The sequence below is a fragment of the Amycolatopsis sp. NPDC005003 genome (assembly GCF_053600695.1).
The window spans coordinates 74,815-97,901 of record NZ_JBSGAI010000019.1 but is presented as its reverse complement, the minus strand read 5'-3'; the positions used below and the strand labels follow the sequence as shown (position 1 = coordinate 97,901).

The 23,087-nt window shown below is 73.0% G+C and carries 23 protein-coding genes; 12 read left to right on the top strand and 11 right to left on the bottom strand.

All coding sequences use genetic code 11. The features are described 5' to 3' along the window. Window positions 1–75 precede the first annotated feature (75 nt). The 5 genes from ACWED2_RS22810 to ACWED2_RS22790 all read right to left on the bottom strand — a co-directional run bounded on the left by ACWED2_RS22810 (window position 76) and on the right by ACWED2_RS22790 (window position 6,013). Window positions 76–1,503 (bottom strand): hypothetical protein, encoded by a 1,428-nt coding sequence (locus ACWED2_RS22810; RefSeq protein WP_449692503.1) that lies wholly within the window; start codon window positions 1,501–1,503, stop codon window positions 76–78. A gap of 258 nt (window positions 1,504–1,761) precedes the next feature. Beyond that, window positions 1,762–2,637, bottom strand: coding sequence for an LLM class F420-dependent oxidoreductase (locus ACWED2_RS22805; protein ID WP_449692502.1), 876 nt, complete (start codon window positions 2,635–2,637; stop codon window positions 1,762–1,764). A gap of 67 nt (window positions 2,638–2,704) precedes the next feature. Further along, window positions 2,705–4,018, bottom strand: a complete 1,314-nt coding sequence (locus ACWED2_RS22800; RefSeq protein WP_449692501.1) for an alpha/beta hydrolase fold domain-containing protein — start codon at window positions 4,016–4,018, stop codon at window positions 2,705–2,707. Window positions 4,019–4,053: 35 nt separating this feature from the next. Continuing rightward, complete coding sequence (locus tag ACWED2_RS22795; RefSeq protein WP_449692500.1) at window positions 4,054–4,848, bottom strand: hypothetical protein; 795 nt, start codon at window positions 4,846–4,848, stop codon at window positions 4,054–4,056. A gap of 166 nt (window positions 4,849–5,014) precedes the next feature. Further along, complete coding sequence (locus tag ACWED2_RS22790; RefSeq protein ID WP_449692499.1) at window positions 5,015–6,013, bottom strand: hypothetical protein; 999 nt, start codon at window positions 6,011–6,013, stop codon at window positions 5,015–5,017. A gap of 60 nt (window positions 6,014–6,073) precedes the next feature. Between ACWED2_RS22790 and ACWED2_RS22785 the strand changes: the two genes are divergently transcribed. The 4 genes from ACWED2_RS22785 to ACWED2_RS22770 all read left to right on the top strand — a co-directional run bounded on the left by ACWED2_RS22785 (window position 6,074) and on the right by ACWED2_RS22770 (window position 11,317). Then, window positions 6,074–6,655, top strand: a complete 582-nt coding sequence (locus ACWED2_RS22785) for a TetR/AcrR family transcriptional regulator (RefSeq protein ID WP_449692498.1) — start codon at window positions 6,074–6,076, stop codon at window positions 6,653–6,655. Further along, window positions 6,652–7,617, top strand: coding sequence for a hypothetical protein (locus ACWED2_RS22780; protein ID WP_449692497.1), 966 nt, complete (start codon window positions 6,652–6,654; stop codon window positions 7,615–7,617). Before ACWED2_RS22785 ends, ACWED2_RS22780 begins: the two co-directional genes overlap by 4 nt. Window positions 7,618–7,721: 104 nt before the next feature. Continuing rightward, window positions 7,722–10,853: a family 43 glycosylhydrolase gene (locus ACWED2_RS22775; protein WP_449692496.1), complete on the top strand. Its 3,132-nt coding sequence runs from the start codon at window positions 7,722–7,724 to the stop codon at window positions 10,851–10,853. 119 nt (window positions 10,854–10,972) lie between these two features. After that, entirely contained in the window at window positions 10,973–11,317 is a 345-nt protein-coding gene (locus ACWED2_RS22770; protein WP_449692495.1) for a hypothetical protein, read from the top strand. Window positions 11,318–11,427: 110 nt separating this feature from the next. Here ACWED2_RS22770 and ACWED2_RS22765 read toward each other — a convergent pair whose 3' ends face one another. Then, window positions 11,428–12,042 carry a GTP cyclohydrolase II gene (locus ACWED2_RS22765; RefSeq protein ID WP_449692494.1) on the bottom strand — a complete coding sequence of 205 codons (615 nt, stop codon included), beginning with the start codon at window positions 12,040–12,042 and terminating at the stop codon, window positions 11,428–11,430. Window positions 12,043–12,125: 83 nt separating this feature from the next. Between ACWED2_RS22765 and ACWED2_RS22760 the strand changes: the two genes are divergently transcribed. The 4 genes from ACWED2_RS22760 (at window position 12,126) to ACWED2_RS22745 (ending at window position 15,152) form a co-directional block, all read left to right on the top strand. Next, window positions 12,126–12,608: a MarR family winged helix-turn-helix transcriptional regulator gene (locus tag ACWED2_RS22760; protein ID WP_449692493.1), complete on the top strand. Its 483-nt coding sequence runs from the start codon at window positions 12,126–12,128 to the stop codon at window positions 12,606–12,608. Between the two features lie 91 nt (window positions 12,609–12,699). Beyond that, window positions 12,700–13,290 carry an RNA polymerase sigma factor gene (locus ACWED2_RS22755; protein WP_449692492.1) on the top strand — a complete coding sequence of 197 codons (591 nt, stop codon included), beginning with the start codon at window positions 12,700–12,702 and terminating at the stop codon, window positions 13,288–13,290. Continuing rightward, entirely contained in the window at window positions 13,283–14,164 is an 882-nt protein-coding gene (locus ACWED2_RS22750; RefSeq protein WP_449692491.1) for a CU044_5270 family protein, read from the top strand. The genes ACWED2_RS22755 and ACWED2_RS22750 overlap by 8 nt, the downstream gene beginning before the upstream one ends. A gap of 109 nt (window positions 14,165–14,273) precedes the next feature. Then, window positions 14,274–15,152 carry a S1 family peptidase gene (locus tag ACWED2_RS22745; RefSeq protein ID WP_449692490.1) on the top strand — a complete coding sequence of 293 codons (879 nt, stop codon included), beginning with the start codon at window positions 14,274–14,276 and terminating at the stop codon, window positions 15,150–15,152. A gap of 1 nt (window position 15,153) precedes the next feature. Here the strand turns inward: ACWED2_RS22745 and ACWED2_RS22740 are convergent, their stop codons facing one another. Continuing rightward, window positions 15,154–15,906, bottom strand: a complete 753-nt coding sequence (locus ACWED2_RS22740; protein WP_449692489.1) for a ZIP family metal transporter — start codon at window positions 15,904–15,906, stop codon at window positions 15,154–15,156. A 219-nt stretch (window positions 15,907–16,125) separates the two neighbouring features. Here ACWED2_RS22740 and ACWED2_RS22735 point away from each other — a divergent pair, with 219 nt between their 5' ends. Together ACWED2_RS22735 and ACWED2_RS22730 are read left to right on the top strand one after the other, a co-directional pair. Beyond that, entirely contained in the window at window positions 16,126–17,256 is a 1,131-nt protein-coding gene (locus ACWED2_RS22735) for a glycosyltransferase (RefSeq protein ID WP_449692488.1), read from the top strand. A gap of 83 nt (window positions 17,257–17,339) precedes the next feature. After that, on the top strand, window positions 17,340–17,462 hold the full coding sequence (locus tag ACWED2_RS22730; RefSeq protein ID WP_255410490.1) for a hypothetical protein: 123 nt from the start codon (window positions 17,340–17,342) through the stop codon (window positions 17,460–17,462). 42 nt (window positions 17,463–17,504) lie between these two features. Here the strand turns inward: ACWED2_RS22730 and ACWED2_RS22725 are convergent, their stop codons facing one another. Together ACWED2_RS22725 and ACWED2_RS22720 are read right to left on the bottom strand one after the other, a co-directional pair. Beyond that, window positions 17,505–17,645: a hypothetical protein gene (locus ACWED2_RS22725; protein WP_199191080.1), complete on the bottom strand. Its 141-nt coding sequence runs from the start codon at window positions 17,643–17,645 to the stop codon at window positions 17,505–17,507. A gap of 35 nt (window positions 17,646–17,680) precedes the next feature. Beyond that, a complete protein-coding gene (locus ACWED2_RS22720; RefSeq protein ID WP_449692487.1) occupies window positions 17,681–18,511 on the bottom strand; it encodes a phytanoyl-CoA dioxygenase family protein in 831 nt (276 codons plus the stop codon). Between the two features lie 81 nt (window positions 18,512–18,592). On the opposite strand from ACWED2_RS22720, the gene ACWED2_RS22715 reads away from it, so the two are divergent. Next, a complete protein-coding gene (locus ACWED2_RS22715; RefSeq protein ID WP_449692486.1) occupies window positions 18,593–19,588 on the top strand; it encodes a LacI family DNA-binding transcriptional regulator in 996 nt (331 codons plus the stop codon). Window positions 19,589–19,661: 73 nt separating this feature from the next. Here ACWED2_RS22715 and ACWED2_RS22710 read toward each other — a convergent pair whose 3' ends face one another. Further along, the gene (locus ACWED2_RS22710) at window positions 19,662–20,924 is read right to left on the bottom strand and encodes a diguanylate cyclase domain-containing protein (RefSeq protein ID WP_449692485.1); all 1,263 of its coding nucleotides are present in this window, start codon (window positions 20,922–20,924) and stop codon (window positions 19,662–19,664) included. Window positions 20,925–21,169: 245 nt separating this feature from the next. Then, window positions 21,170–22,399, bottom strand: coding sequence for an MFS transporter (locus ACWED2_RS22705; RefSeq protein WP_449692483.1), 1,230 nt, complete (start codon window positions 22,397–22,399; stop codon window positions 21,170–21,172). A gap of 129 nt (window positions 22,400–22,528) precedes the next feature. Here ACWED2_RS22705 and ACWED2_RS22700 point away from each other — a divergent pair, with 129 nt between their 5' ends. Beyond that, the gene (locus ACWED2_RS22700) at window positions 22,529–23,083 is read left to right on the top strand and encodes a DUF2231 domain-containing protein (protein ID WP_449692482.1); all 555 of its coding nucleotides are present in this window, start codon (window positions 22,529–22,531) and stop codon (window positions 23,081–23,083) included. Window positions 23,084–23,087: the final 4 nt, after the last annotated feature.

The window sequence follows — 23,087 nt, the reverse complement described above, 5'->3', positions numbered from 1 at the left end:
GGCTTGGATGCGGCCCCGCGCCCCGGGCCGGACCCGGACCGGGGTGTGGGGCCGCCGGTCCGGGTCCGGTGCTGCTCAGCGTCCCGCGGGTGCCTTCCCGGCCGCGGCCACCGCGGCGGCGACACACTGGGTCGCGGCCGCTCCGGCGGCATCGGCCTTCTCGGCGGCCTCCTTTGCGGCAGCCTTGTCGTCGGCCTTGTTTTCGGCCTTGTCGTTCTTGGCCTTCTGCTGGTCCTTGGCCTTCTGCTGCTCGGCCTTCTGGTCCTGCGCGTTCTGGTTCTCGGCCTTCTGCTTCTCGTCGGCCGCCATGCCCTGCTGCTGCGCGACGGCCGCGGAATCGGCCTGGGCAACGCAGTTCAGGATGGCCGCGCAGTCCTGCGCGGAGAGGACGATCTGCCCGGCACCCTGCTGCTCGCCCGCCATGCCGTTCTGCTTCGCAGCATCCTTCTGGGCGGCCTTGCCGTCGGCGCCGTTCTCCGCGGCCATGCCGTTCTGCTCGGCCGCGCCCTGCTCAGCGCCCATGCCGTTCTCCGCGGCCTTGTCCTTCTTACCGGCCGCGCCCTTCTGGTCGGCCATGCCCTGCTGACCGGCCATGCCGTTCTCGCCGGCCATGCCGTTCTGGTCGGCTGCGCCGTTTTCCTCGGCCTTGCCGTTCTGGTTCGCCATGGCGTTCTCGTCGGCCACGCCGGTGGCCTGGGCCAGGCACTTCTGGACCACCTCGCAGGCCTGGACGGCAGCGGCATCCTGGGCAGCGGCGCCCTTCTTGGCCGCCTTCTTGTCGGCCGCGCCGTTCTCGGCCGCGCCCTTCTTCCCCGCCATCCCGTTCTTGTCGGCCGCGCCGTTGCCGGCCGCCATGCCGTTCTCGTCAGCAGCGCCGCTCCCGGCCGCCATGCCGTTCTGGCCGGCCATGCCGTTCCCCGTCGCCATGCCGTTCTCGTCGGCCGCGCCGCTTCCGGCCGCCATGCCGTTCTCCTCAGCGGCGCCGTTCCCCGCCGCCATACCCTTCTTGCCGGTCGCGCCGGCCCCGGCTGCCATGTCGTTCTCGTCAGCGGCGCCGTTCCCCGCCATGCCCTTCTGCTGAGCCTTGCCGTTTCCGGCGGCCGCTTCTCCCTTGCCGGCCGCATTCTTCCGGTCGGCCGCGTCCTCGGCCTTGCCGTTCTGGGCGGCCTCCGCGATCGCCGCGCACTGGGCCGCCACCTCGTTGGCCGCGACCTGGTTGGCGCAGCCCGCGGCCGCGCGTTGCTGCTCGATCTGGTCGACCACCGCCTGGCGGCCCGCCATGCGGGCTTCCGACTGGGCGTCCGGTGCCGCGCGCTGGCTCGCGATGAACGTCAGGTTGTTCCGCAACGCCGTGTCCAGACCACCGCACCTGTCCGTGGCCGCGTTGCCCGCCGGGCTGGTCAACGCGATCGCCGCCGCCGTTGCGCCTGCTACGCCCACCAGTGCGGCGAGTCCGATCGTCGCCGGTTTGCGGTGTCGTCCTGTCGTGCGCACGTGGGGCATCAGCCCCTCCTCTCGGGTCGCCACCTCACCAGGGCACACGGACAAAACGGCGAAGTGGTTCACCGGAAACACTACTGTCCACTATGGACGTTACGATGGCGGCCGGCGGCCGTCGTGGCGAGCGCGCCCGCCTCCGACGCCCGGTCCACGCGCTTTTCCCGCTGCACCAAGCGGATCTGGTCCGTCAGGCCGAACAGCGGGTGAGATCACTCAACCCGCTGTTCGACGTCGAAATCGTTCCGCGCGGCTCCCGGCCGGTTAACCGAGTTCCGCCAGCTGCGGCACCGCCGGGGCCATCCCCTCGATCCACGCGGCGGGCGAGCCCGTCGTCGGCGTGACGATCGCCGTCTGGATGCCGAGTTTCGCGTAGTCCGCCATCGAACGGACGAAGTCGTCGCGGGTTTCCGGTGTCGGGCGCGGGTTGTTGGCCAGGATCGTCTTGCGGATCGCGGCGTAGTCGCGGCCGACGTCGTCGCAGTGGCGGCGCAGCACGTCCAGCTTGTGTTCGACGTCCTCCGGCGAGCTGCCGAAGAGGTTGCACGCGTCGCCGTACTGGGCGACCAGCCGCAGCGTCTTGCGTTCTCCGGCGCCGCCGATGAGCACCTTGGGCCGGGTGATCGGCTGCGGCGAGCACAGCGTTTCGGCCAGCCGGTAGTGCTTGCCCTCGAACGGGCCGTTGTCCGCCGGGTCCCACATCTGCGCGCAGATCCGCAGCGTCTCCTCGAGCCGCTCGAACCGCTCGGCGACCGGCGGGAACGGCACGCCCATCCCCTGGTGCTCGCGCTCGAACCACGCGGCCCCGATGCCGAGGGCGGCCCGGCCGCCCGAAAGGACGTCGAGCGTGGTGACGATCTTCGCCAGCAGCCCGGGGTGCCGGTAGGTCACGCCGGTGACGAGCAGGCCGAGTTCGATGCGGGACGTGTGCGCGGCGAGGAAGCCGAGCGTGGTGTACCCCTCCAGCATGTTCGACTCGGCGGGCAGGCCGGTCGGCTCGATCTGGAAGTAGTGGTCCATGAAGGACAGCCAGGTCGCACCGGCCTCCTCCGCCGCGGCGCCCACGCGGGCGAGCTCGCCGGCGATGGCAGGGGTGCCGCCGTCGATGTCGAAGATGGGGAGGTGGAAGCCGAGTTCCATGGAACGTACTCCTGACGTGATCGGTGTGCCCTCACGCTAGGACCTGGAGCGCACTCCAGCGCAAGCCTCAGCCCACGGCCGCGGCGAGGAAATCCGCCACCTCGCGCTCGGCGACCGGCCCCTCGGTCACCGGCACCCCGGCCGCACGCAGGCCGGCCGCGAACTCGGCCGACTTCCGGCCGCCGTTGCCGAGCAGGAACGGCGGTGCGCCGGGACCCACGTACGTCAGCGGGCTCGCCGCGCGCAGCGCCGACGGCGAGCGGCCCAGCGCCATCAGCACCGACGCGCGGGTGAGCGGATCCAGGCCGGCGAGGTCGAAGCCGGCCGGGGCCGACAGCGCCGCCACCGCGCGGACCGTGCTGTCCTGGGCCCGGTACTGGCCGGTGTCCTGGCCACGCGCGACGCCGAGCAGCGAGGCCAGGGTGCCGCCGGTGCCGGTGCCCGCCACCGCGATCCGGGCCGGGTCGACGGCCAGCGCCGCCGCGTTGGCCTTGAGGAACCGCACCGCGCACCGGGCGTCCTCGAGCGGGGCCGGCCACGGTGACGCGGGCGCGAGCCGGAAGTCGATCACGGCGACCGCGAAGCCGCGGGCCGTCAGCTCGTCCCGCAGCGGCCCGGACCGCGAGCCGGCGAGCAGCGCCCCTGGCCCGGTGGGCTTGCGGTTGCCCAGGACCAGCCCGCCGCCGTGCAGGAAGAGCACCACCGGCGCCGGCGGGCCGCCCGAGCTCCGCCGGTAGAGGTCCATGGCCAGCGGAATGCCGTCGGGACGGCAGTATTCGACCGTGCCCGGGCCGGCGTCGAGCAACGTCGACGCGGCGGGCCCGGTGCTGCTGTCGCCGGCCGCGACGGAGCCCGCCACGCCGGTCGCGAGCACGGCCACGAGCACCGGGAACAGCACGATCCACGCCGTCGCCCGCCGCGCCGCGGAGGGCCACGGGTGCGCCCGCCGCCGGGCCACGACGAGGAAGCCGAACAGGGCGATGACCTGCAGCGCGGCGGCCACGTAGTCGGTGAAGCCGGCCACCGTGTCCGCCGGCTGCCAGGGATCGAAGCGCGTCAGCAGCCCGAGCGGACGGCTGACCACCCACACGGCGAGCGCCCCGGCCGCCGCGAGCGCGCCGAAGTGCGCCGTCTTGCGGGTCGGCCACCCGAGCACCACGACGGCCGCGACGATTTCCACCGCGGCCACCGCGCCGAACAACATCGCGTAGAGCTGCCAGACCCGCCACAACGCAGGCAGCGCGGCCGCCGTGGTCACGGCTCCGCCGAGGGCGGCGAAAACGGCCGTGACCAGCAGCGGACCGCGGCGCAGAGCCGGCGGCGAGGCCGGCGGGGTCGTCGACGGGCGGCGCGTGCCGGGGTACCCGTCGACGACCCTCATGCCGCCAGTGTCACCCTCGCCGGGCGAGCGCGCACCTACTTGCGGGCCGCCGTGTAGTTCCGGAACAGCAGGTAGGTGTCGAGGATGTCGGACGAGGCGCTCTTGACCGACCGGTAGATCCCCCACTTCGGGCGCACGTAGTCGCCCTGGTCGGGGAGGTTGACGTTGCTCATGCTGCCCTGCGCGGCGACCGGCGCGCCCGCCCCGGTGCCGTTGCGGATGACGCAGGCCGCCTTGCCCTTCGACCCCGGCGTGAACGTCCACTCGATGGTGATCCACTTGTCCCGCAGCGGCGCCAGATCCGTGGCCGCGATGCTCGGCGAACCCGAGTTGGCGTACGCGCGCGCGTTGAGCACCTCCTTGCTGCCGCTGCGGGTCAGGTCGAGCGTCACCCACGGGCCGCCGTTGGTCGACGGCGTCTTGGTTTGGAAGATGTGGGTGAACTTGCTGGTGCCGTGCAGGGACGCGGGGATGTACATCTCGTAGGACAGCGTCCAGGTCTCGCCGTTGTGCATCTTCAGCGTGGTGCCGTTCTGCACCATGCCCTTGGTCTCGGTGCGCTGGCGGTCGCCGCCGCCGGTGGTGTCGCGGTCGTCCTTCCAGATGTTGAACCGGTAGTGGTCGCCCTCGACGACGACGTACTTGCGGTCGGGGTGGTGGTTGCCGCGGTCGGCTTCGATGCCTTCGAAGGCCTTCAGGCCGTCGGTGGCGGGGTCCGGGTGCCACAGTGGAGCGGCGTGGGCGGGGAGGGCCGTGCCCAGCACGAGCGGGACGGCGAGAGCGGAGACGGCGAGCGAACGCAGGGCCGTCCGGCGGGGGAATGCTGGCATCGTCGGTGTGTCCTTCCTGACGAGCTGTTCGGCAGGGGTGCACATCGGTCGGCGGACGGGCCCGGGAACCGGGCTGGACATCCGATGTCTTGCGCTATGAAGCTAGAAGAGACAGCGCTTTCTGTCAACGCCACCCCAGGTGTCGCGGTGGTTGGCCAAGAATTCATCAGACCGCGTAGCACTCGGCCAGCGCACCGAACGCCGCCTTCGGCTCCCACGGGACACCCGGGTACGTCTCCCCCGATCCCTCCTCGAGCACCTTCACCACGCCCCAGCTCGCCATGTCCAGGTCGGTCCGGGGATCGGCCCGGTGCACCAGCCCGTAACAGACGAACGTGCAGGCGAAAGCCGCGTCGACACCTTCCGAGGCGAAGATCTCCACCAGTTCGCGCAGGTACCGGGCCTGCTCCTGCTCGTCCCGGACGTGGTCACCGGTCAGCCGGACCGGGACGTCGTCTTCGTACTCGACGATTTCGCCGCAGCGGGCACCCAGGTCCGCCGCGCCGCGGTACGGCGTCACGCCGAACTCCGTGATCGCCACCGGTTTGCCCGCCGCGACCAGGTTCCGGACGCCTTCGCGGTAGATGTGCGCGACCTCCTTCGAGCGGTGCGCGTCCACCGAGACGATGTCGAACGGCGCCCAGTCGACGCGCTCCAGCGGAATCGCCGCATACGTGACGCGGCCGCCGAAGCGGGCCCGGACCTCGGCCACCGCGCGGGCCAGGAACGCGTTGACCCGCTCGGGCAATCCGGCCACGAGCTCCCGGGTGGCCAGCAGGTTTTCCAGCCGCGCGGTGAGGCTGCCGCCCGGCAGGAAGCCGTCGTTGAACAGGCTCAGCTCGGCGCCGGTGACGAACACGATCTCGGCACCCGCCTCGCGGAGACGTTCGGCCCGGGCGGCGCCGTCGGCGAGGAGGGCCAGGATCTCCTCCGGGGTACGGTCCCACGGGAACGGCGAGAACCACACCTCCAGCCCCAGTGCTGCCGCCTCGCGGGCGGCGAACTCGATCCGGTCGAGGTCGGTGCCGATCAGCCGCACCGCGGTGCAGTGCAGGTCGTCGCGGATGATCGCCAGCTCGCGGCGGACGAGGTCCGGCTCGAACGGCCGGTTGAACCGGCCGCCGCGCTCGAAGCCGGTGTCGTAGCCGATGCCTTTGGCCCGCATGTTCACTCCCATCATTAGGGTACGGACCGTACCGTACCCTAATGGGATAGGCTGGCGCCCATGGCCGCACCGAAGACCCGGCGCCGGGGCACCGACCTGGAAGAGGCGATCCTGCGCGCGGCGGCGGCCGAACTCGCCGAAGCCGGATACCCGGGCCTGACCATGGAGCGGGTGGCCCAGCGCGCCGGCACCAACAAGAACGCGATCTACCGCCGCTGGCCGAACCGCGCCGCGCTCGGCGTCGCCGCGTACCGCCACCTCGCCGAAGACACCCTGAGGCCGCCCGACACCGGCGACCTCCGCGAGGACGCGCTGACCCTCCTGCGGGCGATCAACTGCGGCCAGACTTCGCCAGCCGCGCGGGCTCTTCGCAGCCTCCTCACCGGCGTCGGCAACGAACCGGAGCTCCGGGAGCAGCTGCACGAGCAGGCCGCCGAGGGGGGCGCCGCCGCGTGGCTCACCCTCGTCGGCCGGGCGGTGGCCCGGGGCGAAGCCCGGCCGGAAGCCCGGCACCCGCGCGTCGCCACCGTGGCCCTCGTGCTGCTGCGCAACGAATACCTCACGCACGGACTGACCACAGTGGACGACGCCGTGCTCGTCGAGATCGTCGACGAGGTCTACCTGCCCCTGGTGCGCGCATGACCGGCCGGCTCGCACGCCACGAGAAGATCGCCGCCACCCTGGCCGAAGCCGGCGACGACCTCCTGGCCGCCGCCCGCCCGCTCGGCACCGGGATCGGCGGGTCGTCCTGGCTGTTGCGGGTGGCCGGCGAGCCCGTCTTCGTCAAGCGGGTCCCGCTCACCGGCATCGAACTGGCGAACCCCCGCTCGACGGCCGACCTGTACGGGCTTCCCCCGTGGTCGCACTACGGCGTCGGGTCCGCGGGCGGCGGCGCCTGGCGCGAACTGGAAGCGCACCTCATGACGACCGAGTGGGTCCTCGGCGGCGAGTGCGCGAACTTCCCGCTCCTGCACCACTGGCGGATCCGGCCCGGCCTGCCCCGGCCGGGCGCCGACATCGAGGCCGACGTGGCGTTCTGGCACGGCGACGCCGGCGTGCGGCGCCGGCTGGAAGCGCTTGCCGGAGCCACCACCGACCTCGTGCTGTTCCTCGAGCACCTGCCCCACGACCTCGCCGGGTGGCCGGGCGACGACCTGCCGCTCGAGGACGACCTGCGGCACATCACCGGATTCCTGGCCGAGCGGGGCGTCCAGCACTTCGACGCGCACTTCGCCAACATCGTCACCGACGGCGAACGCCTCTACCTCACCGATTTCGGCCTGACCGTGGCCCCGGAGTTCGACCTTTCGGACGCCGAGGCGGAGTTCCTCGCCGAACACGACGGCCACGACCGGGCCTACGTGCTGACCCACCTGGTCAACCGGCACGTCCGCGGCCTGCGCGCGTGGCCGGATGCCCGCACCCGCAACGACTTCGTCCGCGCCTGCGCCGCCGGGGAGGTACCGCGCCAGGCCCCCTTGCTGCGCCGGTACGCGCCACTGGCCGCCGTCGTCAACGACTTCTACTTCGCGCTGCACACCGAGAGCCGGAAGACGCCGTACCCGCGGGCGGCGATCGCCGAACAGCTGGGCCGCCATCCGTAAGGCTCTTGACCACCGGACCACGCCGACCTAGAGTCAGCGTACCCCGGGTCATGTTAACGTTAACATGCGCCGGTCCCCGACGTGCCCCGAAGGAACCGACAACGATGAAGTTGTTCTCCCCACGCCGTTTCGGCGTCGTGCTGGCCGTCGCGGCCGCACTCGTCCCCCTCGGCAGCGCCGGCGCCGGTGCGGCGCCCTCCGGCACGGGCCTGCGCGACGCCGCGGGCGCGCTGTCCGTGCCCGGCATCGACGACGTCCGCGGCAACCTCACGCTGCCGGCGAGCGGCCCGGACGGCACGAGCGTCGCCTGGACGTCGTCCGCGCCGTCGGTGATCACCCCGACCGGCGAGGTCACCCGGCCGCCGACCGGCGCGGCCCCCGCGAAGGTCGTCCTGACCGCGAAGGTCAGCCTCGGCCGCGAAAGCACCACCCGGCGGTTCACCGCCACCGTCGTCCCCAAACCGGTCCAGGAACCCTTGGCCGGCTACAGCTTCTTCTACTTCACCGGCGAAGGCACCTCCAACGGCGAGCAGATCTACTCGGCGCTCAGCAAGGGCAACGACCCGCTGAACTGGACCGAGCTCAACAACGGCCAGCCGGTGCTCAAGTCGAGCCTCGGCGAGCTGGGCGTGCGCGATCCGTTCATCCTGCGCTCCCCCGACGGCGACAAGTTCTACCTGCTGGCCACCGACCTGCGGATCTACGCCGGCCGCGGCTGGGACGCCGCCCAGCGCACCGGCAGCCGGTCGATCATGGTGTGGGAGTCGACCGACCTGGCGCACTGGTCGCAGCAGCGCAGTGTCCAGGTGTCGCCGCCGACCGCGGGCAACACGTGGGCCCCGGAGGCCTTCTGGGACGCCAAGCGCGGCACGTACGTCGTCTACTGGGCGTCGAAGCTGTACGCGGAGAACGACCCGAACCACCTCGGCGACAGCTACAACCGGATGATGTACGCGACCACGCGCGACTTCGTCACCTTCAGCGCGCCGAAGGTGTGGATCGACCCGGGCTACTCGGTGATCGACTCGACGGTGCTCAAGAACCAGGACACCTACTACCGGTTCACCAAGGACGAGCGCGACAACACGTCCTCGACACCGTGCAGCAAGTTCATCACCGAGGAGAAGGCCACCGACCTGCTCGACCCGCACTACGGCTTCGTCGCCGACTGCATCGGCAAGGCCACCGCGACCAGCCCGGGCCTGTCCGCGGGCGAGGGCCCGACCGGGTTCAAGTCCAACACCGAGAACAAGTGGTACCTGTTCATCGACGAGTTCGGCGGCCGCGGGTACGTCCCGTTCGAGAGCACCGACCTGAACTCGGGCAAGTGGACGATGTCGACCGGCGCGCACCTGCCCGCGTCGCCGCGGCACGGCACCGTCCTGCCGGTCACGCAGGCCGAGATGAACCGCCTGAGCGCACCCCCGGCCCCGGTGAAGGCCGACGCGAAGGGCCTGGTCGCGCACTGGCCGCTCGACGCGAAGTCGGGCACGGTCGCGACCGACACCACCGGCCACGGCTACGACGGCGCCCTCGCCGGTGACGTCAGCTGGAATGACGGGGCCCTGGCCTTCGGCGGCAAGAACGGGCACGTCCAGCTGCCGAACAACCTGCTCACCGGCGCTTCGGCGGCGACCGTGTCGGCCGACGTCCTGGTCGATCCGAACCAGCAGACGCCGTACTTCCTGTGGGGCCTGGGCAACACGGCGAAGGACGGCACCGGCAACGGCTACCTCTTCACCACCGGCGGCACCGCGAGCGGCGGCTTCCGCGGCGCCATCGCCACCGGCAACTGGACCACCGAACAGGCGGCCGGAGCGGGTGGGCTACCCCGCGGGGTCTGGAAGAACGTGACGCTCACGGTCGGCAACGGCGTCGAGGTACTCTACCTGGACGGCGTGGAGGTCGCCCGCAACGCGAACGCCACCATCAAGCCGTCGGACCTCGGCGGCGGCGTCACGGCGGCGAACTACCTCGGCCGCTCGGTGTACGCGAGCGACAAGACCCTGACCGGCAAGATGAAGGACGTGCGGCTCTACAACCGGGCGCTGTCCGGGACCGAGGTCGCCACGCTGCCGTCGAACAGCACCGCGATCCGTTCGGTGCAGCTCGACGCGCTCAAGACGCCCGCCGTGATCGACGCCGGGGCCGGGACGGTCGTGCTGCCGGTCAAACCGGGCACCGACCTGCGCCGGCTCGCGCCGGCGTTCGGCCTCGCGCCGGGCGCCACCATCAGGCCGGACAACGGGAAGGCCGTCAACCTCAGCTCGCCGAAGCAGTTCACCGTGACCGGCGCCGGCGGCGACCGTCGCGTGTGGACGGTCGAGGCGCACGAGGCGCGCAGCCCGGTGCTGCCCGGGTTCAACGCCGACCCGAACATCGTCGCGTTCGGCGACACGTACTACCTCTACCCGACCACCGACGGCTTCGACGGCTGGAGCGGGACGAAGTTCTCGGCGTGGTCGTCGAAGAACCTCGTCGACTGGAAGGACGAGGGCGTCATCCTCGACCTCGGCAAGGACGTGAGCTGGGCGGACAAGAACGCCTGGGCGCCGACGATCGCCAAGCACAACGGGAAGTACTACTTCTACTTCTGCGCCGAGGCCAAGATCGGCGTCGCGGTGAGCGACTCCCCGACCGGCCCGTTCGTCGACTCGGGCAAGCCGCTGATCGCGAAGAACCCCGACGGCGGCCAGGCCATCGACCCGGCGGTGTTCATCGACCACACCGGACGGCCGTACCTCTACTGGGGCAACGGCAACGCCTACGTCGTCCCGCTCGACGACGACATGGTGTCCTACGACAGTGCGAAGATCACCCGCCTGACCGGCTTGAACGACTTCCGCGAGGGGCTGTTCACGGTGGAACGCAAGGGCACGTACTACCTCAGCTGGTCCATCGACGACACCCGCAGCCCGGACTACCGCGTCGGCTACGCCACCGCGCCGAGCCCCACCGGGCCGTTCACCAACCGCGGCGTGATCCTGAGCAAGGACGCCCACCTCTGTGTCCTCGGCACCGGGCACAGCTCGATGCTGCAGGTCCCGGGCACCGACGACTGGTACCTCGCCTACCATCGCTTCGGCATCCCGGGCGGCGACGGCACCCACCGCGAGACGACGATCGACAAGCTGACGTTCCGCCGCGACGGCACGATCGCCCCGGTCGTCCCGACGCTGGAAAGCGTGCGGCCGCAGCGGATCCCGTGGCACTGCGGGCGGGTCCACGCTCTCTGAGGCATCACTCGAAGCGGTGAGACGGAGATCACCAGCGGCGGCGTTTACCCCGGCTCGGCCGGGGTAAACCTCCGCCGTTCGGGTTGCTCTCAGCTGCTTTCCGCCTCAGGAGTCGTTTGATGACCAGCGTCCTGACCGACAACCTCGGGAACTCGCGTCCGGTCCCCCGGCCGCGCCCGCGTCCGGTCACGTCCGACACGCTCGCCGAGCTCGGCCGGCTCGCCGCGCTGGCCGAGCTCGCCCGGCGCTCCTCGCCGTCCCTGATGCACCACGCGATCCTCGCCGGCACGTCCCCCGCCACGGTGGCGGCGGCCGCGAAGATCGACGTCTCGGAAGCGCACATCCGCTGGCACGAATGGGCCGACACGGCGGTCGGCCGCGACGAGTACCTGCGCGTCCACGCCGCCTTCGCCGAAGCTGTCGTCGCGCGGCACGACGCCGTGGAGGAGGAGCTGTGCCCGTAGAGACCGCGGAAACGACCTTGGCCGACCTGGCCGCGCTCGGCGACGCGGCCACCGAGCTGCTGGCGGAGCTCACCGAGCAGCTGGCGACCGCGGCTTCGCGGCGCTGAGGCTCACCCGGCCAGTTCGGGCAGGGCCAGGGTGTGGTTCGTGTGCCGGACCTTGGCGTCGAGGTACCGCAGGTTGTCCGGGGTCGCGTGCACGCCGGTGGGCACCGTCCCGGCGACGGTGACACCCCGTTCGCGCAGCTGCCGGACCTTGTCGGGGTTGTTGGTGAGCAGGTCCACCTCGGTGACGCCCAGCGCGGCGAGCATCTGGGCCGCGGCGGTGTAGTCGCGGGCGTCCTCGGGCAGGCCCAGCGCGGTGTTCGCCTGGTAGGTGTCGAGGCCCGCGTCCTGCAGGGCGTAGGCGTCGAGCTTGGCGTAGAGGCCGATGCCCCGGCCCTCCTGACGCAGGTAGAGCAGGACGCCGCCGGCGCCGCCGATCCGTTCCACGGCCTCGCGCAGCTGCGGCCCGCAGTCGCAGCGGGCGGAGCCGAACACGTCGCCGGTCAGGCACTCCGAGTGCAGGCGCACCAGCGGCCGGACCGGGTCGCCGAACACCAGGGCGAGGTGCTCGGCGCCGTCGGCCAGGCCCTCGAAGGTGACGACGTCCGCCGTGGCGGAGTAGCCGTCGGCGAAGTGCAACGGGACCCGGACCCGGGTGCGGACGGTGGCGGCGGGGATCATGGCGACTCCAGGGTGTTCAAATTTGAACCTTGATCGCACCGTACCCCTTGAGTTCGAATTTGAACAACAGGTACCGTTGTGACATGGGTCGTCCGCGGTGGCTGAACGCCGAGGAGAAGCGCGCCTGGAACGCGTTCCTCGGCACCTACGAGCTGCTCAACCGGCGGCTGGACCAGCAGCTGAAGCAGGATTCCGGGATTTCGCACCTGCAGTACGTGATCCTCGCCCGGCTCAGCGGCGCCCCGGACCGCGAGCTGCGGATGGCCGAACTCGCCTGCGCGGTCTCGAACTCCAAGAGCGGGCTGACGTACCAGATCAGCCAGCTGGAGCGAGCCGGCCTGGTGCGCCGCCGCGCGTGCGAAAACGATCCCCGTGCCGTGTACGCCGTGCTCACCGACGAAGGCATGGCCCAGCTCGAACAGGCCGCGCCCGGGCACGTCGCCCTGGTCCGCGAGCTGCTGATCGACGTCCTGACGCCGGACCAGCTGCACGCGCTGGCCGACGGCCTCGGCGAGGCGAACCGCCGCATGCTCGCGACCGGAGACGCCACCACCGAGTGCCGCTGAGTGACCTGCGTCACTTCTGCCGCCGATCCCGGAACCCGGTCCGCCCCGCCCGGGAACAGCCGATGACACCAGCTGGACCGAAAGGCGGGCGATGACCCCGGAAGAACCCGATTCCGACGACGACGCGAGCGTGATCGCGCGGTCGCGGCACGAGCCCAGCTTGTTCGCGGTCATCTTCGACCGCCACTCGCGGCACATCCACCGCTACCTGGCCCGGCGCCTCGGCCCGGCGACCGCGGACGACGTCCTGGCGGACACGTTCCTGATCGCCTTCGACAAGCGCGCGAAGTTCGATCCGGCCCGGTCCGACGCGCGGCCGTGGCTCTACGGCATCGCCACGAACCTCATCTCGCGGCAGCGGCGGACGGAAGCGCGCGAGCTGAAGCTCCGGCTGGCGGTCGGACCGCCGCCCGCCGACGAAGGGCACGCCGACCGGGTCGCCGACCAGGTCAGCGCCCAGGCCCTCGGCGCGCGGCTCGACCGGGCCCTGGCCGCCCTACGGCCCCGCGAACGGGACGTCCTGCTGCTCGTCGCCGCGGAAGGCCTGGCCTACCAGGAAGTCGCCGAAGCGCTCGGCGTCCCCGTCGGCACCGTCAAATCCCGGCTCAACCGGGCTCGCGGCCGCGTCCGCGCCGAGCTCGGCGCCTTCGACCTCGTGAAGGAGACCTCGCGTCATGGATGACCTGGACCTGATCCGCTCCCGCGCGGAAACCGTCGGCTTCGCGCCGGCGGAGCGGCTCGCCCCGGCCCGCGAGCGGTTGCTGGCCGCCGCCCGTGGCGAGCGGCGGCACCGGCCGCGCCGCTGGTTCTGGCTCGCCGGCGCCTCGATCGGCCTGGCCGCGGCGATCACCGCCGTCGTCGCGCTGGCCCCCGCCGACCAGGTCGGCGGGATCGGGGCCGGCGTGGCGCACGCCGACCCGGTCAAGGTGCTGACCGCGGCGGCGAACACCGCCCTGAAGGAACCAGCCAAGCCGCCGCGCCCCGACCAGTTCCTGTACGTGAAGACGGAGTCCCCCGGCGGGCATGTCCGCGAGGTCTGGTTTTCGATCGACGGCACCCGCGACGGCCTGATCGGCACCACCAAGATCGGTGGCTGCCGCGACGGCAAGGCGCCGAACTACGGCACGAACGACCCGCGCAAGGAAGGGATGCTCGAGGACTGCACGCCCAAGCCGGTTTATCGGACGGACCTGCCGACGACCGCCGACGGAATGCTGGCCTACCTCAACGCCCAGCCCGGCGCCCAGAAGGACAACGTCAACGCCATGGGCAAGAGCGTCTTCGGCCTCGCCTACGAGCAGGTCCTCCAGCCGGCGTCCTACGCGGCGCTGTTCGAGGCGGCGGCGAGGGTGCCGGGCCTGACGGCACTGGACCACGTCACCGACGGCGCCGGCCGTCCCGGTGTCGGGATCACCTGGCCGAATCCCCCCGGCTCGGCACCGGACGCCAAGCCGCTGGTGATCGTCTTCGACGCCACCACGTACCAGTTCCTGGGCACGACCGACAGCGCGGTGACGGTGAAGACCTACGTCGATCAGGTGGGCCGGCGCCCCTGACGGGTCCGGCCCCGCCGGGACCCGGCGGGGCCGGCGCCCTGACCGGCGCGAACGCAAGAACCTGCCGGTCCTCGCAACCATTCCGGCCTCCCGCCCGTGCATTAGAGGTGTGAGGACCTCTTCGGCGCGACGACGACGGCAGTTCCGGGCACGAGCGCTGGCGGTCGCGGTGCTGAGCGGAGCCGGCCTCGCGTTCGCCCACGCCGTGACCGGGACGCCGGCCGTGGGCCCGATCCTGGCCGCGGCGGTGGGAGGGCACAGCCTGCCCGACAACGCGGCCCTGGCGCAGGCCCCGGCACCGGTAGCCACGTCCACCCGGCCGGCCCCGAACCCCATCCTGCCGTTCAACGCGAAGCTGACCTCCGACGACATCCCCGTCCCCGGCGGCGGGGTGCGCAGCGGTGCCTGCAGCGGCTCGCTGGTCGCGCGGCAGTGGGTCGTCACCGCCGGGCACTGCTTCCACGACCTGAAGGACGCCCGGATCGGCGGGCGGCCGCCGTACACGATGACCGTCACCGTCGGGCGGCTGAAGGACACCGACCCCGGCGGGTACACGAGCGAGGTCGTCGACGTCCGGCAGTCGCCGGTGAACGACCTGGCGGTGGCCAAGCTCGCCCGCCCGGTCGACGACATCGCCCCGGTGGCGCTGGCCACCACCCGGCCGTCGATCGGGACGCAGCTGCAGTTCGCCGGCTGGGGTTCGCTCTCGGCGACCGTGCTCGGCCCGTCCGACCACCTCAAGCGCGGGCGGTTCACGGTGTCGGGCATCGGCCAGGCGACCTTGGAGGCCCAGCCGGTCGGCAAGCGCACGGTCGAGAACGGCCCGTGCCCCGAGGACTCGGGCGGCCCGTTCTTCGTCTCCGACGACGACGCCACCGCGACGCTGGTCGCCATCGTCAACACCGGGCCGCCGTGCCCGCAGCCCGGGCCCGAGACGATCGCCCGGGTGGACGTCGTGGCGGACTGGATCCGGGAGCAGACCGGCTGAGTCAGCCGGCGTGCTCGATGACGAACGCGGTGAGGAAACCGAGCGTGGCCAGCAAGCCGGTGTAGAGCTCGGTGCGTTCGAACGCCTCGGGGATCATGGTGTCGGCGATCATGGCGAGGATCGCCCCCGCGGCCACCGCCGTGATGGCGGCGACGGTCGCGGGCGACGCCGTCCGCAGCAGCAGGTTGCCGGCGAGGGCCGCGACCCCGCTGGCGGCCGCGATCCCACTCCAGACGCCGAAGACGTACCGGGCACCGCGTCCGGCGGTCTTCATCCCGGCGGCGCTGGAGAGTCCTTCGGGGACGTTCGAGATGAACACGGCCGCGAGCACGGTGACGCCGATGCCCCCGCCCCCGAGCAGGGACACGCCGAGCACGACCGATTCCGGGACCCCGTCGAGCAGGGCGCCGACGGCGATGGCGGCCCCGCTGCCCGCGGTGTCCTGTTCGGACGGTTGCTGCCCACCCGAGCGCTTGCGGTGCCGGGCACCCCGGCGGGCGAGGAGCACGTTGATCAGCACGTACACCACGGCGCCGCCGAGGAAGCCGCCCGCGGTCGGCCAGAGCCCACCGGACCGCTGGGCCTCGTCGACGAGGTCGAAGGCCAGCGCGGAGATGAGCACCCCGGCCCCGAAGGCCATGATCCCCGCGACGACCCGCTGCGGCACCCGCACCCACCAGGCCACCGCGGCGCCGAGCACGAGCGCCACCCCGCCGACGAGACCCCACAGCCCCGCCTCCACCCACTGCGGCACGAGAAGCCACCTTTCGCCGCGTCCGTGATCCCTTCCGGAACGGACTACCCAAGTTGGGCGGCGCGGACACGGAACATTGTCCTGATGTGCGAGGACATTGCCCGGACATTCGCCGTCTTGTCCCGCTTCCCGGCGCGCTGCGAGTCTCGGCGGAGACCGCGGGCCGCCGAGTTGTCCCCAGCCCACTACCCTGGGACCGGAGTCGATCAAGGGGGCGCTGTGCGACTGCTGCTGACCGGGCTGCCGATCGCTTCCCACCTGCTGCCCGTCCTGGTGCCGCTGGCCCGGGCCGCCCGCGAAGCGGGCCACGAAGCCGCCATCGCGACCGGGGGCGCGATGGCCGCGGAGCTCGGCCGGCGCGGGGTGCCCGTCGTCGTCCTGCCGGACGTCCTGGCGCCCGGTGAGCTGGGCCGCCGCCCCGAACTCGTCGATTCGGCGCTGGTCGAAAAGATGCGGCGGTGGCGGCCCGAAGTCTCCGGGCCCCTCGACGTTCCCCTCTTCAACGACACCATGACCGGGGACTTCGCCCGGAACGTCGTCGACGCCGGGTGGCGGCCGGACGTCATCGTGCGGGAAACCAACGAATACGGCGGGCTCGTCGCGGCCGGGGTGCTCGGTGTCCCGTCGGCCGTCGTCGACGTCGCACCGCTGATGCCGCCGCTCGTGCCCGGTCTCGCCGGGAGGCTCGCCGAGCTGAGCCGCGGCTTCGGGCCGCCGAACGTCCCCGCCGACCGGCTGACCGCCGGCCTGCTGCCGGAGCGGTGGTACCCCGATGGCCTGCGCACGCCGGGACACCGGTACTACCGTGTGCCCGAACCGCCCGTGGAGCCGCCCGCGGCGGGGCCGGTGGTCTTCGCCGCGTTCGGCTCGAACGTGCGCTCGCTGCTCGCCGCGGATTCGCGGCTGCTCGAAATCACCGTGGCGGCGCTGGGTTCCTTGGGCGTGCGAGCCGTCGTCGCGCTCGGCAGCGAAGACGCGGTGGCGTCGTGGACGGGTCCGCGCCCGGACAACGTCGAGCTGGCGAGCTTCGTGCCGCAACGCGCGGTGCTCGCCGCGAGCGACGTCTTCGTGACGCACGCGGGCTTCGGCAGCGTGCGCGAAGCGCTTTCGGCCGGGGTTCCGATGGTCGCGGTGCCGTTGTTCGCCGACCAGCCGGCCAACGCCGAACGCGTCGGCGAACTCGGCCTCGGGATCCGGGTCGGCGCCGCGGGGCTGACGGCGGAGGGGCTGGCCGGCGCCGTGGCGCGTGTCCTCGGGGATCCGGCCTACCGCTCGGCCGCCCGCGGGTTCCGGGACGGCATCTCCGGGCTGCCGCCGCTCACCGACTTCGTCCGGCTCCTCGAAGGCTGACCCGGGTGTGGCGCGCGTCACGGAATGCGCGGCGATCTTCGGCGCTACACCCAAGGGAAACCGTTCGTCCACAAGGGAGGGCCATGTCCGCCACCACCACCCCGGAAGAGTCCGTCGCCGTGCCCGAGCTGGAGGACTTCGACTTCCCGCTCACCGACGGCGCCGCCTGCCGCATCGACGACCCGGACTGCGAAGCCTGCCAGTGAAAACCCGGGCTCCGGCCACCCCGCGTGGCCGGAGCCCGGCAGCTAAACGTGCATGGCCAGCCACAACGCCATCCAGGCGAGGCACGCCAGCGCACCGCCGACCCCGAAGGCGAGCAGCACGCGGCGCAGCGCCGCGACGACACCGGCCCGGCCCGTCATTTCGGTGATTCCCGCATCAGCCATGGCCACCAGGTGCCCGCGTACCGGACCGCCAAACATCAGGCTCCCATCACCAGGCCTTCGATCGTGTGCTTCTGGGTGATCGGCGCCAGGACGTCGACGACCGGGCAGTCCAGGTGCGCGCGCACGGATCCCGGCAGCGCGGCCCAGAACTCCCGCGTCACCGCGGTGTCGTGCCGCTCGTCGTTGCCCGCGCCCGGCGCGTCGAGGCCGAGCACCAGGACCGGGCGCGCCTTGGCCGAGTGGTTCGCGGTGCCGCGGTGGACCGTCAGCGCCGACCGGATCGAAATGTCGCCCATCCGCGGGAACTTGCGCGTCGCCAACTCCTGGTAGCGCGGGTAGTCCGACCGCGGCGGGAACATACCGTGCTCGAAGGCGCCGCCGTCGTCCCAGTGCGTGCCGGGCGCGATCTCGAACGGCCCCATGTCCGGCTCGGTGTCGACGGCGGTCACGTTCACCGCCAGCGACGTCAGCCGCCGCTCGCGCGCGGTTTCGGCGGGCATCGGGAAGTCCCGGTGCCACGGCTGGTCGGCCGCGCCGGCGAGCGGCACGTCGAAGCCGACCTCGACGATCCGGTACTCCGGCCCCAGCACCGCTTCGGCGACGGCGGTGATCCAGGGGTGGGTGACGAGGTCGGTGAACCCGCGCAGCTGCTCCGGGTGGATCTCGACGTAGAAGCGGTTCGGGCCGCGGCCGATCGCTCCGCCCGGCCGCGCCCGCGCCTCGGCGAACGCCGTGTCGATGTCCTCGCCGAGCTGCCGCACCCAGTCGCGGGGGAACGCCCCGGGCAGCCCGATGATGCCGTCGGTGGCCAAGCGCCCGGTCAGGGCCGTGAGCTCGGCGGCGGGCAGTGGGACGGGCGCGGTCATCCTGGCCTCCTGGGGAGCACGACGGCGTGGCAGCTCAGTTTGCAACGTGGCATGCCACGTTGCAAGAGGTACGCTGCCCCGGTGAACGCGAAACTGCGTGACGTGGCCGAGCACGCCGGCGTCTCGGTGCGCACGGTGTCCAACGTGGTGAACGGGTTCCGGTACGTGGCCCCGGCGACCCGGGAACGCGTGCAGGCGAGCATCGACGCGCTCGGCTACCGCCCCAACCTGGCCGCCCGCACCCTGCGGCGCGGCCGGACGGGGCTGGTGGCCCTGGTGGTCCCGGAGATCGACTCGCCGTACTTCGCCGAGCTCGCCGCTCGGACCGTGCGAATCGCCGGCACCCGGGGCCTGACCGTGCTCATCGACCAGACCGACGGCGACGCCGAGCGCGAGAAGGAGCTGCTGCACGGACGGCGCAGCCAGCTGGTCGACGGCGTCCTGTTCAGCCCGTGGGCGGTGGCCCCGGCGGAGCTGGCCGCGCGCACCGACCCCGTCCCGCTGGTGCTGCTCGGCGAGCACGACGGCACCGCCGGCGTGGACCACGTCGCGATCGACAACGTCGCCGCCGCGCGCGAGGCGACCCGGCACCTGCTGGCTTCGGGCCGCCGCCGCGTGGCGGCGCTGGGCATCCAGCCGCGCTCGCTGAACGCGACCGCGCGGCAGCGGGTCGCCGGCTACCGGCAGGCGCTGGCCGAGGCGGGCCTGCCGGCCGAACCGGAGCTGGAGGTGCCGGTGCGGCGCCTGCACCGGGCCGACGGCCACCAGGCGATGCTGCGCCTGCTGGACCTGCCCCGGCCGCCCGACGCGGTCTTCTGCTTCACCGACGAACTGGCCCTGGGCGCGCTGCGGGCCGCCGCCGACCGGCGGATCGCGGTGCCGGACGCCCTGGCCCTGGTGGGCTTCGACGACATCGAAGACGGCCGCTACAGCGTGCCGGCCCTCACCACGGTGTCGCCGGACAAGGACCGCATCGCCGAGCTCGCCCTCGACCGGCTGGCGCGGCAGGCGGCCCACCCGGAAGCCCCGCGGTCCGTCGTCGCGCCACACCGCCTGGAAGTGCGCGAGACGAGCTGAGCGCGGGGACGGCCCCACCGATGCCGCCGGCCCCGGGCCACCAGCGGCTCGACCACCACGGCCCCGGCCCGCTTCACCACCCGGCCACCGCCACCCGGTCGCGGCCGGCCTTCTTGCCCGCGTACAGCGCGTCGTCGGCGGCCCGGATCATTTCGTCGAGACCCGCGCCGGGCTCCGCCGGGTGCAGTGCCGCGCCGATCGTGGCCGACAGCGTCACCGGCTCGCCCGTCGGCGCCGTGATGCGCAGGGCGCGGATCCGGAGGCGGATCCGCTCGGCGATCGCGCGGACCTCGGCTTCGTCGACGTCGGGCAGCAGCACCGCGAACTCCTCGCCGCCGTAGCGGCCGACCGTGTCGCCGCGCCGGACGGCCCGGGTGAGCACGGTGGCCACCTCGGCGAGGACGTCGTCGCCGACCGGGTGGCCGTGGGTGTCGTTGATGCGCTTGAACCAGTCGAGGTCGATCATCAGCACGCCGATCCGGCCGCGGGTGCGCTCGAGCGTGTGCTCGGCCTGTTCGTGCCAGGCGATCGCGTTGAGCAGGCCGGTGCGCTGGTCGGTGCGGGCGGCGAGCTTGAACTGGTCGAGCTGGACGCACTGGTGCAGCGCGAACGTCGGGATGATCATCAGCAGCGCGGCGGGCGGCCACCACAGCAGGGCGAGCGCGACGAACACGCCCAGCGCCAGCTGGCTGACTTCCAGGAGGTTGTCCGACGCGCTGCCGATCAGCCGGCGGGGGTGCTCGACGGTGACCGTCCAGGCGATGACCGTGCCGACGAGCCCGGTGTTGACCGCCCACTGCACCGCGGCCGCCGCGACCACGGCGACCAGGTCGGCCCAGCCGGGCCGCGCGCCGGCGGCGAGGTGCTCGTGGACGCCGGTCGCGTGCAGCACGGCGGCCGCGGCGGCCGCGGCCAGCGCGAGGGTGGCGGCGGTGAACACCGTGCGGTGCGGTGGCCGGACCGGGTCGAACCGGTTGACCAGCGCCCAGCGGTGCGCGTAGATCACCGCCACCAGCACCAGCTCGAGCACCAGGGGCAACACGATCACCCCGGCGAAGATCCAGACACTGCAGAGGTCGACGTACGGTGTGCCCGCGCGGTCGCGCCGCCGACGCTCGATCAAGTGCGACGCGTGCAGGTGGGGCAGCGCCGCGGCGGCGAGCCAGCCCGCCGTCACCCACTGCTCCGGTGCCGGTGCCGCGCGGGCCGCGAGCACGAGCACGCCGATCGCCGCCAGGTCCACCCCCAGCACGAGGACGAGCACCCGCCCCGGCAACGACCACAGCTTCCACCCCGACGGCGACCGGCCTCCGTCGGTGACCACGCTTTCCCCCATCGCAGCGCCTCCCCCGCGCCGGTGATCCCCCGATCGCCCAGGGTAGTCGCGTTGCGGCTGGATGTCAGGTGTTTCCCGCCATCGCGACCCGACCGGGCGGCTGAGACCATTCCCGGGTATCCGGCACCGGACGAACCGCACGGAAGGGGCGAGCCGATGAGCGACAAGGGCTGGTGAAACCTCGATTCCACTCCCCTGCCACCCGGGAAGGAGCCCCGCGATGAGCGACAAAGGCTGGTGAAACCTCAGGCCTCGGCCGGCAGCGCGGCCGAAACGGCGTCCGGGCGGCGGCGCGCCCAGGCCGCGGCCGCGGCGAGCGCGACCAGCGCTCCCGCGGTCCCCGCCCAGGCGATCGCCGCCGCCGGCCCGACCAGCTGGGCGAGGACGCCGCCGGCGACGATCCCGAGCCCCTGCCCGGCGATCATGCCGGTCCGCGCGAAGCCGAGGGTCCGCCCGCGCACCCGCGGCGGGGACAGCTGGACGAACGTCGCGCCCGCGGTCACCTGGTAGGCCGAGCACAACCCGGAGACGAACAGCAGTGCCAGCGCGGCGTCCAGGGTCGGCCGGCCCCAGAACGCCACCAGCGGCGCCGATGTCCCGACCGCCAGCACGCCGAGCGCACGCACCCGCACCGGCCGGGCGACCCGCCGCAGCAGCAGCGCGCCGGCGACCGCGCCCGCCGGTTCCGCGGCCAGCAGCACCCCGGTCCATTCGGCGCCCACCCCGGTCTGGTGGGCGAAGGGGACCGCGAGCCCCTCGGGGACGACGGTGAACAGCGCCAGCCAGCCCAGCCACACCAGCGTGGCCAGCCGCCGGTCCCGGCCGACGGCCACCGCGCCCGCCCCGATCCGGCGCCACGACCGCCGCCACCACGTCGCCCCGCCTTCCCCGTCGGCCGACGGCGGCGGGTGCTCGCCGAGGCCGGCGCGGATCAGCAGCGCGGAAGCGGCGAACGTGGCCGCGTCGACGCCCAGCGCGGCGTGGGCACCGACCCCGGTGACCACGAACGCGGCGGCGGCGAACCCGAGCACCAGGCACAGCTGCGTCGTCACCTGCTGGACCGCTTGTCCCGCCTCGTAACGGCTGCCCAGCAGCTCGGGCAGCACGGCGCCTTGCGCGGCCGAGAACGGCGCTTCGGCCAGCTGCACCAGCACGAGCAGCGCGGCCATCAGCGGCAAGGGCATCGCGGGCACGGCCATCACGGCGACCAGCGCGGCCCGGACCACGTCGCAGGCCACCATCACCCGGCGCCGCGGGTACCGGTCGGCCAGCCACGACAACAGCGCGCCGGACACGAGAGCGGGCAGCATCGACAGCGCGTACGTCGCCGCGCTCAGCGCCGCGGAACCGGTGCGCTGGAAGACGAGTATCGACAAAGCGACCCGGGCCAGCTGATCGCCGGCCACCGACAGCAGGCCCGCCAGCCAGAGCAGGCGGAAGCCGCGTACCGCGAACGCGGACCGCGTCGCACCCATCCCCATCCCCACCCCAGGCCGGCACACTGTCACGCAGAGCGTTGCCCAAGACGCTCACGGTAGCGCGCGGGCGGGGCGGGCACCATCGCCGGTGGTTGGGGCGCGCGGGGCGGGGGTAGCCGGGACGGCATGCAGAGAGCCCACCGTGCCGAGAACCCCGCCCCGCCGCACCGCGCGTTGACCGCCGTCGAAACGGCCGAAGTGCTCGACGTCCCGGCCACCGCCCTCGCCTACCGGCTGCGCAGGGCCGCCACCAGCGTCCCCGGCAAGCTGCTGCGCGGGCGCTGGCTCGGGCACCCGCTGCACCCGCTCGCCGTCACCGCGCCGATCGGCGCGTGGCTGTGCTCGGCGCTGTTCGACCTGCTGCCCGGCCAGGAGGAAGCCGCCCGCCGGCTGGTCGCCACCGGGCTGCTCGCCGCGCCGGCCGCCGTGCTGCTCGGCCTGTTCGACTACGCCGACCTCGACGAACGGCAACGCCGGGTCGGGCTCGCGCACGCCGCGGGCAACGCGGTCGCGATCAGCCTGTTCGGCGCGTCCTACGCGGCGCGCACGCGCGGCCGGGTGGCGCGCGGCCGGGTGCTGGGCGCGCTCGGCCTGGCCGTGACCGGCGCGGGTGGCGCACTGGGCGGCCACCTGGCGTACGCGCAGGGCGCGGGGGTCTTCCGGTGGCAGTCCGCGCGCTGAGCGG